The organism is Phaeobacter sp. SYSU ZJ3003 (assembly GCF_041300735.1).
Lineage (GTDB): Bacteria > Pseudomonadota > Alphaproteobacteria > Rhodobacterales > Rhodobacteraceae > Phycobacter > Phycobacter gallaeciensis_A.
In genome coordinates, this window is the sequence record NZ_PXNU01000028.1 from 1 (window position 1) to 13,329 (window position 13,329).

At 61.9% G+C, this 13,329-nt stretch carries 16 protein-coding genes; 4 read left to right on the top strand and 12 right to left on the bottom strand.

Annotation, left to right across the window (positions count from 1 at the left end):
- The 4 genes from C6W91_RS10895 to C6W91_RS10910 all read right to left on the bottom strand — a co-directional run.
- A partial coding sequence (locus tag C6W91_RS10895) for a cache domain-containing protein (RefSeq protein WP_370570819.1) occupies positions 1-1,122 on the bottom strand: 1,122 nt, incomplete at its 3' end.
- A gap of 434 nt (positions 1,123-1,556) precedes the next feature.
- Positions 1,557-3,116: a trimethylamine methyltransferase family protein gene (locus C6W91_RS10900; RefSeq protein ID WP_274837437.1), complete on the bottom strand. Its 1,560-nt coding sequence runs from the start codon at positions 3,114-3,116 to the stop codon at positions 1,557-1,559.
- 214 nt (positions 3,117-3,330) lie between these two features.
- Complete coding sequence (locus C6W91_RS10905) at positions 3,331-4,041, bottom strand: HAD family hydrolase (RefSeq protein WP_065271114.1); 711 nt, start codon at positions 4,039-4,041, stop codon at positions 3,331-3,333.
- A 39-nt stretch (positions 4,042-4,080) separates the two neighbouring features.
- Complete coding sequence (locus tag C6W91_RS10910) at positions 4,081-4,365, bottom strand: DUF3572 domain-containing protein (RefSeq protein WP_065273553.1); 285 nt, start codon at positions 4,363-4,365, stop codon at positions 4,081-4,083.
- A gap of 114 nt (positions 4,366-4,479) precedes the next feature.
- Here C6W91_RS10910 and C6W91_RS10915 point away from each other — a divergent pair, with 114 nt between their 5' ends.
- Positions 4,480-5,880 carry a diguanylate cyclase gene (locus C6W91_RS10915; RefSeq protein WP_274829549.1) on the top strand — a complete coding sequence of 467 codons (1,401 nt, stop codon included), beginning with the start codon at positions 4,480-4,482 and terminating at the stop codon, positions 5,878-5,880.
- A gap of 54 nt (positions 5,881-5,934) precedes the next feature.
- Here the strand turns inward: C6W91_RS10915 and C6W91_RS10920 are convergent, their stop codons facing one another.
- Genes C6W91_RS10920 through C6W91_RS10935 form a run of 4 tightly spaced genes read right to left on the bottom strand, consistent with a single transcriptional unit; the run spans position 5,935 to position 8,017 of the window.
- A complete protein-coding gene (locus C6W91_RS10920; RefSeq protein ID WP_274866644.1) occupies positions 5,935-6,489 on the bottom strand; it encodes a periplasmic heavy metal sensor in 555 nt (184 codons plus the stop codon).
- Positions 6,486-6,890 (bottom strand): hypothetical protein, encoded by a 405-nt coding sequence (locus tag C6W91_RS10925; protein ID WP_274866645.1) that lies wholly within the window; start codon positions 6,888-6,890, stop codon positions 6,486-6,488. The genes C6W91_RS10920 and C6W91_RS10925 overlap by 4 nt, the downstream gene beginning before the upstream one ends.
- On the bottom strand, positions 6,883-7,500 hold the full coding sequence (locus C6W91_RS10930) for an RNA polymerase sigma factor (RefSeq protein WP_274866646.1): 618 nt from the start codon (positions 7,498-7,500) through the stop codon (positions 6,883-6,885). The genes C6W91_RS10925 and C6W91_RS10930 overlap by 8 nt, the downstream gene beginning before the upstream one ends.
- A 22-nt stretch (positions 7,501-7,522) precedes the next feature.
- A complete protein-coding gene (locus C6W91_RS10935) occupies positions 7,523-8,017 on the bottom strand; it encodes an EF-hand domain-containing protein (RefSeq protein WP_274832809.1) in 495 nt (164 codons plus the stop codon).
- Positions 8,018-8,213: 196 nt separating this feature from the next.
- Between C6W91_RS10935 and C6W91_RS10940 the strand changes: the two genes are divergently transcribed.
- The gene (locus C6W91_RS10940; protein ID WP_065271119.1) at positions 8,214-8,618 is read left to right on the top strand and encodes a DUF983 domain-containing protein; all 405 of its coding nucleotides are present in this window, start codon (positions 8,214-8,216) and stop codon (positions 8,616-8,618) included.
- A 28-nt stretch (positions 8,619-8,646) separates the two neighbouring features.
- Entirely contained in the window at positions 8,647-9,378 is a 732-nt protein-coding gene (locus C6W91_RS10945) for an NUDIX hydrolase (RefSeq protein ID WP_274866647.1), read from the top strand.
- A 34-nt stretch (positions 9,379-9,412) separates the two neighbouring features.
- Here the strand turns inward: C6W91_RS10945 and C6W91_RS10950 are convergent, their stop codons facing one another.
- From C6W91_RS10950 to C6W91_RS10960, 3 genes are read right to left on the bottom strand one after another with little or no spacing between them, the layout of a single operon-like run.
- A complete protein-coding gene (locus C6W91_RS10950; protein WP_274829555.1) occupies positions 9,413-10,315 on the bottom strand; it encodes an EamA family transporter in 903 nt (300 codons plus the stop codon).
- Positions 10,316-10,332: 17 nt separating this feature from the next.
- Positions 10,333-11,253: a fatty acid desaturase gene (locus C6W91_RS10955; protein WP_274866853.1), complete on the bottom strand. Its 921-nt coding sequence runs from the start codon at positions 11,251-11,253 to the stop codon at positions 10,333-10,335.
- 37 nt (positions 11,254-11,290) lie between these two features.
- On the bottom strand, positions 11,291-11,497 hold the full coding sequence (locus C6W91_RS10960; protein WP_065271122.1) for a DUF2061 domain-containing protein: 207 nt from the start codon (positions 11,495-11,497) through the stop codon (positions 11,291-11,293).
- Positions 11,498-11,647: 150 nt separating this feature from the next.
- Here C6W91_RS10960 and C6W91_RS10965 point away from each other — a divergent pair, with 150 nt between their 5' ends.
- Positions 11,648-12,511, top strand: a complete 864-nt coding sequence (locus C6W91_RS10965; RefSeq protein ID WP_274866648.1) for a helix-turn-helix domain-containing protein — start codon at positions 11,648-11,650, stop codon at positions 12,509-12,511.
- A gap of 59 nt (positions 12,512-12,570) precedes the next feature.
- Here the strand turns inward: C6W91_RS10965 and C6W91_RS10970 are convergent, their stop codons facing one another.
- A complete protein-coding gene (locus C6W91_RS10970; RefSeq protein WP_274866649.1) occupies positions 12,571-13,323 on the bottom strand; it encodes an SDR family oxidoreductase in 753 nt (250 codons plus the stop codon).
- Positions 13,324-13,329: the final 6 nt, after the last annotated feature.

Here is a 13,329-nt window from a genome sequence, read left to right on the forward strand (position 1 = left end):
GGATGCTGTCAGTTCATCCAGCGCAGCAGCGGTTTCTTCGAGCGTTGCGGCCTGGCTTTCGGTGCGGTGCGATAGATCGTCCGAGGACTGGCTGATCTCAGCCGCGCCGTTGCGAATGCTGGACGCGGATTCCACCACTTTCGACACGGTATCGCTGAGGTTTTCCACCGTCCGGTTGAAGTCGATACGCAGCTGCTCGTAGTCCTCGGGGAAGGCGCTGTCGATACGCACGGTCAGATCGCCATTCGCGAGAACCGACAGGCGGCTGGTCAAAGTCTGTACCACCTGAGCCTGAGCCTGGTCGCGCTCTTTCTGTTCTGCTTCCAGTTCTTTCTGGCGGATCAGAGAGGTACGGAACACGTCCAGCGTGCGCGCCATATCGCCGATCTCGCTGTGGCTCGCCAATCCCGGAATCTCGGCACTGGTGTCCCCTTCGGCCATGGACTGCATACGGTCTTTGATCCGTTCAACCGGCTTGATCACGCTGCGCGCCAGGAAGAAGGCTGCAATCCCCATGGCTGCCAGTCCGATCACCAACGCGATCAGGGCAGAATTGCGCATGGCGGCAACATCCGCCTCGATATCGGCTACATAGGCGCCAGTACCGACGATCCAGCCCCAGGGCTCGAACAGCTTCACATAGCCCATCTTTGCCTCAGGGATGTCCGAGTCAGGCTTGTTGAAGTGGAAAATGAGCGGACCGTGACCCGTCGAATCCGCGATCTTCTGGAATTCCTGAAACACAAGGACGCCATTGACGTCTTCGAACATGGTCTGATCCTTGCCGATCAGCTGCTTGGCGACCGGATGGGCGACCATGTAGTTCTGCCGGTTCAGCGCAAAGAAATATCCCGCCGTGCCAAAGCGCGGCGTCTCAACCGCGGCGATCCCGCGTTCCTGGGCCTCTTCCGGGGTCAGGGAACCTGCTTGAACCTGCGCCTCCAGATCGGCCAGCACGCTGACCATGGCATCGGTCAGGCTGTCGAGTTCTTTTTCCCGCATCTCGTAGGCATTGTCGACAGCGCGGGTCAGGAGCACAAAGGTCAAAGCGGCGGCAAGAGCAACCCCCAATCCTGCCAGCGCATAGATACGGGCCGGCAATCGGTAGAGAAACGTAGGCATAGTAGACTGGTCCTTTAGTGACGCTCATTTACATGCAAGGTTAGAGATACTTCCCTAATTTTCTCTTAGATTAACGTCGGTGGTTTTAGCCAACGCGGCCCTGAAAGCGCACGAAATTCGGCCAAATACCTCAGGAAACCAGTCGGAAAACCATCCCAGGTTTTCACTATTCCGACACGGGACTCTGCCAAGAGAGTCTGCGTAAGCCACGAACACTGCAAGGAAAACACAAGCTATCGCGGTCATCAAAACTGAGACCGCCGCGCTCTGTCTCAGACCCGCGGCTCACAATCCGGGCAGACAGCAGTAGCCAGAAAATCTGCGCATGCAAACTTTCTGGCCCTTTGGACAAAATGACAGGGAATCAGAGGGCCACGGGTCATTTTGACCCCACGCTTGGCGTTTCCCTTATGACTCCCTGTCGCCGATTTTGATTAGAAATCTGTGGGTGCGCCGCCTTCGGCCTTGCGACGGGCCACGAAATCGCCCAGCTCCTCGCGGATCGCGTCGTCCATCGGCGGCGCCTCGAAATCGGCCAAAATGTCCTTATAGATCTTATGCGCCCGCTCCGGCGTCCAGACTGCACCTGCCGCCTCCCAGGCTTCATAGTTGCGCCAGTCGCTGAGGAACGGCTGATAGAATGCATCCGTATAGCGGTCCTGCGTGTGTTTCAGGCCAAAGAAGTGCCCGTCGTTACCGACCTCCCGGATGGCATCCAGAGCAATCTCCTCGGGGCCGGTGGCGCAGATCTGCGGCTGCAAGTAGCGCTGGATCTGCTGCAGCACCTCGCAATCCATGATGAACTTTTCCGGGCTGGCGATCAGACCGCCCTCCAGCCAGCCAGCGGCGTGGTAGACCATATTGGTGCCCGACTGCACCGCCGCCCAGAGGGAGTTCGAAGTTTCCCACATGGCCTGCCCATCCGGCACATTGGCCGCGCAGACCCCGGAAGAGCGCATCGGCAGACCATAGTAGCGCGCCATTTGGCCGGTCATCTGGGTGGCGCGCATGTATTCTGGCGTGCCAAAGGCGGGAGCACCGGATTTCATGTCCACATTTGACGTGAAGGTGCCAATCGCACAGGGCGTACCGGGCCGCACATATTGGAACAACGCAATGGCACAAAGCGATTCCGCTAGCGATTGCGCCACTGCACCCGACATGGTGACAGGCGCCATCGCCCCGGCCAGGGTAAAGGGCGTCACAACCACCGCCTGCCCCTTGCGGACCAACCGCAGACAGCCGTCGATCATCGGGAAGTCATGCTTCAGCGGCGAGGTCGAGTTGATGTTGGTGTACATATGCGGGCGGGACTCGAACTCTTCATGGCTGAGCCCCCCGGCGATCCGCACCATTTCCATCACGTCCTCAACCCGCTCCTTGCCCAGCGAGTAAGCGTGCATCACCTTGTCGGTCAGCGTCAGCTTGTCATAAAGCACATCAAGGTGGCGCACAGAGGCATGGATATCCACGGGCTCCACCGGATATCCACCGGCGAAATGGATGCAGTTGAAATACTGCGTCAGCTTCAGAAGGTTCCGGCACTGCTCCTGCGTGCCCGCGACTTTCTTGTTCAGCTCCATGTCCCAGTAGTTGGGCGGGGAGGAAACATTACCGAACAGGATATGATTGCCGCCAATCGGGATCCTGCGCTCTGGATTGCGCGGGGTGATGTCAAAGCTGTCCGGCGCCTTGCCCACCATCTCCATCACGAACTCGCGGTCCATCCGCACCAGATCGCCTTCTACACGGCAGCCTGCTTCTTTGAAAATCTCCAGCGCCTCGGGGTTGAGGAAGACAATACCGATCTCTTCGAGGATGCGCATGGCGCCATCGTGGATGGCTTCAACACCTTCCGGGCTAAGCGGTTCAATGGGACGGTCAATGTTCACCGGGATCGACCAAGGCATCTGCGCCAGTGCCGCGTCTCCGCGCCGGGCCGCCGCGCCTGCTCTGCCGCCGCCGCGCCTGCGTCCCGCTGTTGCTCGTGCCATGATGACCTCCGTCCTGTTGAAGCGTCTGCGTTTTCTTGCGCCGTTCAACTGGCCCGAGAACGAGGCCTGCAACCTTTCCGTTCACGACATCCGCTGTCGTTTTTTCACTCCCCGGGGTGCATGGAGGCATTTTCTGGACACAAGTGAACAGTTCAGCCCAAATTTTTGGCTGCGCGGACAGATCCGCACAGCAACGTCACGTCAGGATCGCAGGTTATTGCGCCGCTGGCTGGCCCGCGCGGTCGAGCCATTCGGGAATATGGCCAATGTCCGGCAAGACCGCATCGGCGTGGGGCGCCAGATCCTGATGGCTGGCCATTCCGGTGAGCACCCCAAGACGGCGCATGCCCGCCGCCGCCCCCGCCTGCAGGTCATGCAGGCTGTCGCCAACCATCGCGGTCCGTTCTGGGGCAACCCCGCAGGCCTTGCAGAAGGCCAGAAGCGGCGCGGCATCCGGTTTGGCACCATGGCCGCTGTCGAACCCGGCGACAAAGGTGAAGCGGTCCAGAACCCCTGCCCGCTCAAGCTGGCTCAGCGCCGACACTTCGGCATCATTGGTCATCACCCCCAGCACCTTGCCCCGCGCCAGCAGCCCGTCCAGGAAATCGGCAAGCGGCACGGCCTCGGCTAGCGCCGCATTGGCTGCACCTTCGGCCAGAAACCGCTCCAGCTCGGCCTCGCTCATGTGCGGCACATGGGGCGCCAGGGCCGCCGCCACCTCACCGTTGGTGCCCGCGATCACGAAACTGTCCGGATGGAAACACTCCCGCTTCAGATCGAACCGCAGCGTATCGGCCATGACGCCTGCGAGGGCCACATCCCCGCCCGCGAGGCTTTTCAGCACCCCGGCCGCCCAGCTGTTCCAGGTGGCAGCAAAATCAAAAAGGGTTCCGTCCTTGTCGAACAGAAAAGCATCTACCGGCATCACAAGATCCTGATCAGAATAGGGTCAGAGCACTGCATATCAGGTCCAGTGAACCTGCGCACCACCCGGAAGCGCCATCCGCGCGTGCATTGGCATCTCATAACTGAGGCCCAAGCTGTCGCAGAATTCCATCACCCAGGAATCGTCCATCGTTAAGAAATCGAGCACCGAGCCCAAAAACTCCGGATCGGTGGCGCGACTGCGCAAATCGTCCTCGCTGGCGCCGGTTGCGCCCATAAACACCGGGAACAACTCGTCATTTCCGGACAGCCAGGCAAGGGCCTGCAAGGCAATGGTTTCAGCTTGATCGGCGGAAAACTGCATATCGGCACCTTCCTGACACTTTGCGGCCATTTTAATGAAAATATGAAAGGGTTTATTAACCAGCAGAGGTGAAAACTTCTAGTCATAGAAACGCATGCCTCGAAAGGATTGCGCGTGCAGGGAACCATTCTGGTCATAGACGGTGTATCAACCAACCGCATCATGATGAAGGTGCAGCTTGCTGCCGCCTATTATGATGTCGTGCTGGCGACACAGGTCACCGGTGTACTTGAAATTGCCCGGGGTTGCCGCCCCGATCTGGTTCTGACCGCCAACTCCCTGCCCGATGGCAGTGCCGCAGATGTGAAACGGGAACTGACCCGCGACGACAGCCTGGCGGATGTGCCGGTGATCGCCGTCAGCCGCACGGATAACCCCATGCGGCGGCTTGAGGCGCTTTCGGCAGGGATCGACGACGTGCTGCCGCAACCGCTGGACGATGTGATCCTGCAGGCCCGGATCCGCAGCCTGCTGCGCACCCGCAGCGCCAATGAAGAACTGAACCTCCAGCGCGATGCCTCGCATGGCTTTGTCCTGCCCCTGACCGACCGCAGTCGCGCCCCCCACAACATCAAGGCAACGGTGGCGCTGGTGGCCGAGGATATCCAGACTGCGCGGGACTGGCAGGACCGTCTGTCCCACCACGTGCCGCATGACATCCGCACCCATCAGATCGGTGACATCCAGCCGTTGATGAGCGATCCCGTCGCCGATGTTTTCATTATCGAGCTGAACGAAATGTCGTCGGGCGTCGGCCTGCGGCTTCTGGCCGATCTGAGGGCCCGGGCCACCACCCGTCAGTCGGTGGTCATCGCAGTGCCCAATCCGGCCGATGCGCATATCGCGGCCGAAGCGCTGGACCGCGGCGCCCATGATGTGCTGCAAAACGGGTTCAACGTCGAGGAATTGGCGCTGCGTCTTGGCACGCAGCTGCAATACAAGCACCGCCACGACCTGCTGCGCGACAGCGTCCGCAACGGGCTGCGCGCCGCTGTCGAAGATCCAATGACTGGGCTCTTCAACCGCCGCTATGCCAAACCATTTCTGGACCGCACCGCCCGCAGCGCCGCCGAAAGCGGCGATAAATTCGCCCTGATGCTGGCCGACCTTGACCACTTCAAGCAGATCAACGACCGCTATGGCCACCCAGCCGGCGACGCGGTTCTGATCGAAGCCTCCCGCCGGCTGCAAAGCCACCTGCGCCCGGTGGACCTGCTGGCGCGGGTCGGCGGCGAGGAGTTCATGATCGTCCTGCCCGGCGCCAATGAACAGGAAGCGAGCGAGGCCGCCGTTGCCCTGTGCAACGCGATCAACAGCACTCCCTTTGATGTGCCAGAAATTGATGAACCGATCGCGGTGACGATCAGCATCGGCGCGGTCATTGGCGATGGTGCTGAGAAGGAGATGACAAATGTCACCTCTCTGATCGCCAAGGCAGATCAGGCGCTCTATGGCGCCAAGAACTCAGGCCGCAACCAGGTCACCTTGTCACGGCCCGACACAGCAGTCGCCTGAGCGCTCCTCATCGCTGCTATTAGTTTCCGGCACTGCCTACGTTGCGCAGCAATATCAGGGTTTCCCGGACCTATGCGCCTTGTGCCATTCCGCATGTCGGCGCAGCATCTCCCGCATCCGCTCGGCATAGCGGACGCGTTCATCTGCAGTCATGGCCTCCACCTGTGCGATCCAGGCCCGCTGCACCGAGATCTGAAAGGCCCGCCGGTTGTCGGCCTGCTGCTCCAGGACCCTGGCCAGCTGCCCGGCATCAAAGGGATCCCCCCGCAAGATCGCGATGACCGCCTCGCCCTCGGCGCGGCGGCGGGCCCCATAGCTGCCATGATCCCCTTCGGCGCGACGGTGCAATTCTGTCCGGGTCTCCCGGTCCAGATCGCGAAATATCATCGACCCGACCGAGGGAGGACGCTTGCCCGGATGCGATCCGTCATGCCAGCGCATGAACGCCCCGATCGCGAGCCCTGCCACCGCAAGGTTGGTCGCCAGAGACACGGCCAGAAGTACCTTCAACCAAAGCCGCATTCCAGTCCGGGGTTCATCCGCTCCGCCGCCAGAGGAGCCGGGACGCGCTGTATTCGAAGAGGCCGGGGTTTGTCCGTCAGTGCTCATTCTGTCTCCTCACCCAGCATCACAGCCAGGTCGTAACTATCGTATGGCAGTGCTGTCGTATCCACGGACAGCTGCGTGAACTCGGCCGGGTCCGGTAGGAAAGACGGCGGCGCCAGTCCAATCCACAGCCCGACAGCGCAGGCGGCCGCCATGCCGCCCATGGCGGGCCATCCGCCAACCGCAGCGCGAAACTGGCACCACATCCCGATTGCGGATGCGGCAAATGTCGCGGCCGGGTTTTGCGCAGGGGGCACGGCCAAAGCCGCCGCCTGCCGGGCCTGCACATCCTCCGCATCCGCAAGAATGCGCGCGCTCAGGTCATCCGGCAATGTCGGCTGGTCCCGCCGCGCCTCTTCGAACAGCGCCTCCAGCAGGTCGATATCTTTTTCGGTGTCAGCCATCGTGATACCCCAACTCTTCCCGGCGCCCGGCAAGCAGTGCCGCCAGCGCCCTCTTGCCCCGGGCGGTCAAACTTTCGACCGCCTCAACGCTAATATCCATAATTCCGGCGATCTCCGGATTTGCCAGCTCTTCCAGATGGCGCAGGATCACTGCCTGACGCTGCCGCTCGGGCAATTGCATCAGCGCCGCCTGCAGCGCATCATGGCGGGCACCGTCCTGCATCGCCTCGGGCGCGCTTTGCGCCGGATCCGGCGGGTCGGGGACCGCGTCCAGGTCCAGATACCCTCCGCGCTGGCGACGTTTCAGATCGATGCAAAGGTTCATCACCACCCGGTAGAGCCAGGTCGAGATCTTCGCCTCTCCGCGCCGCCAGTCCGGAGCGATCCCCCACAGGCGCATCATCGCCTCCTGTGTCACATCCTCTGCTTCGGCCCGGTTGCCCAGAACCCGCATGGCCACCCCGAATGCACGGGGGCCAAGCCGCTCGGTCAGCAGGGCTGCCGCGCGCTGGTCGCCCTGGGCAAAGAGTTCCAGCAGCACCTCGTCATCCGGCGACGCGCTCACCTTGGGCAGGCCTTCCAAGGAAGCCCTGCCCGCTGATGTATCCATTCTTTGCAGCACGCCTGAAGGATCAGTTCTGCCCCATGCCCTGTTTCTGACCGCAATTCTTGCCGCCCTTGCCGCCATGATGCATACCACCACGGTTCATCCGGGCCTGGTCAAACTCTTCCTTTGACACAGCGCCATTGCCGTCCTTGTCCATCCGAGAGAACATATCACCACGCTTGGAGTGATCAGGCAACTCATCCTGACTGAGGGCGCCATCGCCATCGCTGTCGAACCGTTCCATCATCCGCGCCGCACGCTGGGCTGCGCGCCGCGCGCCTTCGGCCTGCATTTCCTCGACCGACAGTTTGCCGTCACCATTCGCATCAACCTGCGCGAAACGGGCCGCGCGGTGGGCGGTCATTTCCTCGGGCGATACCGCGCCATTGCCATCGGCATCCAGTTCCTCGAACGACACTTTAGGGCCGTGATGGCCGGGACCCGATTGAGCAAGAGCAGCCGTAGCTCCGGCCAGGCCGGCAACTGCAACGATAGCGGCGATGAACTGCGTATGTTTCATGTCATCTTCCCTTTGATTGGTGGCAGCCCTGTGCTGCCCGATGCATAGAAGAAACGCCGCAGCCCGATCTTTCCGTCGCAAAAATGTGATTTACTTTTGCCCGCTATTTTTGCGGCATCCAGCCGCAGACCTTGTGCGCCCCCCTTTCCCTCGGGCAAGAAGCGCGCAAACATGCGTTTGCAACACAGGATATTTCATGACTGAGTCCCAAGCCGTGATGGCCCCCGACACCGATACCGAACGCGAGACGATGCCTGCCCTGCTGAAAGGCTGGCGCCAGAAATGCCCCGAGTGCGGCAAAGGCAAACTGCTGCATTCCTACCTCAAGGTGAACGACAGCTGCAGTAATTGCGGCCTCGATCTGTCCGGCCACCGCGCCGATGACGGCCCCGCCTATCTGACCATTCTGGTGGTGGGCCATCTGATGGCGCCGCTGTTGCATGTGGTTTATTTCGCCTGGCGGCCGGCACCTCTCGTAACGTTCACAGTTTTCTCGATTGGCTGTCTGGCTTCGTCGCTGTATCTTCTCCCCAGACTGAAGGGGGTTGTCGTCGCCTATCAATGGGCGCGGCGGATGCACGGGTTCGAAGACAGAACCTGAACCCTTTGGAAACAAAGGGGAGAGGCAGATGAGCAGCGCAGAGGTTCAGGGCGTAACAAGTCAGGACAAAACGGCAATCCGCAACGCGGCGACGGTGATCGCCGTACGTGATCGGATGGCCGATGACCCGCAGGTCCTGATGGGCCAGCGTGGCGCCAAGGCTGCCTTCATGCCGAACAAGTTCGTCTTTCCCGGCGGCGCGGTGGATCTGGCCGACAGTTCCGTGCCGCTGGCCGATCCTCTGCCCGCAGTCTGCCGCGACCGCCTGTCCGAACAGGCGCCGCACGATCTGCACCACGCACTGGCCATTGCCGCGATCCGCGAGCTGTGGGAGGAAACCGGGCTCTTGCTGGGTACGCCGGGGGACTGGAGCGATCCGATTCCCGAAGATTGGCAGGCCTTTGCGCAAAGCGGCCATCTGCCTTCGGCGCGGGCATTGCAATTCGTGTTCCGGGCACTGACGCCGCCGGGCCGCCCCCGCCGGTTTGATGCGCGGTTCTTTCTGATCGATGCCGATGCCATTGTCGGCGATCTCGATGATTTCTCACAGGCCTCGGACGAGCTGTCGCATCTGCAGTGGATCCCGCTCAGCGAGGTGCGCACCTTCGATCTGCCCTTTATCACCGAAGTGGTTCTGGCCGAGGTGACTGGCCGCATCCGCGACACCAACCCGCCGGACAGCGTACCCTATTTCCGCAACGATGATGAAACCAGCCTGTTCCTGCGGCTGAAGGGCTATCCGATGCCGGAAAGCTCCTGATACGGCGCGGCCCTTTGCCAACGCAGGGGGTTAGTTAGATCGCCAGCACCAACGCGAGGATCGACAGGATCAGCAGTCCCATGCCGGTGATTTCGCGGACGGTGATTTTCTCCCGGAAGAACAGGACCGAGGCCAGCAGCGACAGCACCAGTTCGATCTGTCCCAGCGCCTTGACGTAGGCAGCGTTTTGCAAGGTGAAGGCCCAGAACCAGCAGAACGAACCGCCCATACTGGTCAGACCAACCCAGACCGCAACCCGGCGCGCCTGCCAGACGCGGGTAATCTCACCCTTTTCCTTGAGCGCCAGCCAGATCAGCATCAGCACCGTCTGCAAGGAGACAACCGATGCCAGCGTAACACCGGCACGAAAGATCGGGTCCAGATCGCCCAGTTGCAGTGATGCCCCGCGATAGCTGACGGCGGAAAAGGCGAAAAGCACACCAGAGCCAAGCCCCAGCAGTGAGGCCTTGTTGGTCAGATGCTGCCACCAGGCGCCCTTCACTTCCGGAGTTTTCGACAAGACGAGCACGGCCGAGAGCCCGATCAGGATCGCTGCCCAGCCCCAGGGGCTGATCCCGTCCCCCAGCACCACAAGGCCGACAATCGCGGTCTGGATAACCTCGGTCTTCTTGAAGGTGATTCCAACCGCGAAATTGCGCTGCTTGAACAGGGCTACCACACAGACCGTGGCGAGGATCTGCGCCGTGCCGCCGATGGTGGCAAAGACCCAGAACATGAGGCCTAGATGCGGCAGGCTCTGCCCTGTTGCCATCAGATAAGCCGCCAGTGCCGCCAGAATGATCGGCGCCGAATAGGCAAAGCGGGCAAAGGTCGCCCCGCCCGGGGACAGGGTGACACTGCTCAGAACCTTTTGCAGCATGAAGCGTACGGTCTGAAAGCTCGCGGCGGCGATTGAAACGGGAATCCAGGTCAGCATGATCAGCTTATGAGCGCTTATTTCCCCTTTTGCCAGAGCGGATGCGGCACCGGATCCTTGGCCCGCAGGAAATAGTCGCGAAAAATCTGCCGGTAGGAGGGGAACACATAGGCACGGTTGGCTGCCTGATAGAGCGCGCGGTGCCGATGATAGAGCCGCGGCAGCGCGTGCCAGGGCACCCCTGGATGCATGTGGTGCACGATATGCAGGTTGTTGTTGAGGAACAGCAGCGCCAGCGGCCCGCGATCCTCGATCACCACGGTGCGGCCACGGACCTCTTCATGGGCGCGGTGCTCCAGAAAGGTCCGGATCTTCAGCAGTGCCAATCCCAGATAGGCGGCAATGGCATAGGCCCAGACCGGCATCGGCGCACGCAGCACAAGCCAGACCACCAGCGCGCTGCCCGCAATGTGCAGCAGCCAATCCGCAATCACCCGCCTGTCGCCCTGCCGGACGAGCCGCCAGTCCCCTGCCATGAAACAGACCTGCCCGATCAGCGGCCCCAGCAGCATCCGCCCCAGCAGCGTGTTGTTGATACGCAGAACCGCACGTTTCCACGGCGCCAGCCCGCGCCAGACCTGGGGGCACATGAAATTGCTTTCGGGATCGTCAAACGGATCCGTCAGCCGTTCATCCTGATGATGCGCCAGATGGGTGTCGCGAAAGCGGCCGTAGGGGATCGCCAGGTTGAGCGGCAGCGCCATCAGCGCCTCATTCAGCAGACGGTTGCGGAACGGATGCCCGTGCAAGGCCTCGTGACACAGCGAAGAGTGAAAGGCGATCAACACGCCCGCCAGTACCACGGCCAGCGCCATGCTGAGGGCCGCAAGCCAGAAAATCACCGCAAACCAGGCGGTATAGCAGATCAGGATCAGCACCAGCGTGCCCCATTCCACGCCGCGCGGCATCAGGTCAGAGGGCAGTATCGGCGCCTCCATACCCTGGCCGATTGCCTCGGACATTTGTGCGCGCGCCTCAGACATGCGCCCGCCCCCAGGCGATCCCGGCCCAGATCCGTTCATAGATCAGGTAGGTGACGAACCCCAGCCCCGTGTTCACCAGGGCCATCGCCCCGCCGACTGTCGCCGATCCGGTTGCAAGCATGCCCACAACCGTCATCACGGTCAGGCCAATCACATTCCAGATCACCGCTTTCACGACAGAACGTCTGCGCGTTTCCATAGTACCTCCTACACTGTGCTGACTGGAGCTGGCAGGCGCTGCCGTCGGTCGCGTCCTGCTCTGCTTCTACGTTCAGACTAGGCCCGGTATCGGATGTTCGACATTCTGAATGTAATTAACAAACTTCATCACATGTGATATTTATCACCAATGGATACTAAAATTGACAAACGGGTTCGCGCGCAGCAATTCCGCGAACGCCTGAACCGGGCACTTGGTGAACGCGGGATGAGTCAAAGCGCCCTGGCCCGCCAGACCGGCGTGGACCGGTCCACCATTTCGCAGCTGCTCACCGATGACGGCGCCCGGCTGCCGAATGCGCATGTGGTGGGGTCCTGCGCCTCGGCGCTTGGCGTATCGGCGGATTGGCTGCTGAGCCTGTCGGACCGCCCCGAAAGCGCGGCAGAGCTGCTGGCCTCCAGCATGTCCGTCACCGAGGCCCCACGCGCCCTGGTGGATGAAAGGATTTTCGAATGGCATCGGGAGGCGGCGGGTTACAAGATCCGCCATGTGCCGGCCGCCCTGCCCGATCTGCTGAAAACCCGCGCCCTGCTGGAATGGGAATATGCGCCGCACCTGGGCCGCACTGCCGATCAGGCCATCGGCGCCTCCGAAGACCGCCTGTCCCTGATGCGGCAAGCCCAATCCGACTATGAAATCGCGATGCCGCTCTATGAGCTGGAAAGCTTTGCCAATGCCTGTGGCTACTACGAAGGCCTACCGCTGGACATCCGGCTGGAGCAGCTGGATCATTTCGAGCGGCTTTGCACCCAACTCTACCCGCGACTGCGGATCTATCTCTTTGATGCAAAACGCCTGTTCGCATCGCCCGTGACCATTTTCGGGCCGCTGCTCTGCGTGTTTTATGCCGGCAGCCACTACATGGCCTTCCGCGACCGCGAACGGATCGAGACCTTCACCAACCATTTCGACCAGCTGATCCGCGAGGCGGATCTGACCGCTCGTCAGCTGCCCGAACGGCTGCGGGCCTGGAAGACCGGTATCTGCGATTAGGCACAGCTGCGCCCCGGCGCAGCTTCAGGCTCGGCCTGCGGCAGCAGGCAGAGCCACCTTCAGACCTTCGGGTCCGGGTTTTCGGTATGACCATCCACCGCGATCACCTGCCCCGACACCAGCCGCGCGGCATCCGAGCCTAGGAACACCGCCATATTGGCCACATCCGCGGCTGTCACCCAGGACCGCATCGAGGTGCCCGACGCGTAGCCCTCATACACAGCGTCCCGGCTCATGCCCTTCAGCGCCGCTTCGCGTTCCAGCACGCCCTCCATGCGCGGTCCTTCCACCGCGCCGGGGCAGATCGCATTGGCGCGGATGCCAAAAGGCCCCAGTTCCATCGCGAGGGTCTTCATCAGGCCAATCACCGCCCATTTCGCCGCCGAATAGGGCGCCCGGTTCGGATAGCCATAGATCCCCGCCGTCGAGGACGTCAGCACGATAGCCCCCCGCCCCGCCGATTTCATCAGCGGCGTGGCATGTTTGGCAGCAAGGAAAGCGCCTTCGAGATTGACGCTGACACAAGAGCGCCAGTCCTCAAGGTCGATATCCTCGACCAGCGCGGTCGGCCCGGCGATGCCTGCATTGGCGCAGAGCACATCGAGCCCACCAGCGTCGGCGATCTTGTCGAAGACCGCCCGCATCTCCGGCTCCAACGCGGCATTCGCCGCGTGGCAGTGCCAGTGATCCGGCAGCGCCTCCAGCGCTGCGGGGTCGAGATCGGTGACCCATACCTCGGCCCCGGCGGCATCAAAAGCCTCGCCCATGGCGCGGCCAATGCCCGATGCCCCGGCGGTGATCAGAACCCGCATCGCCGC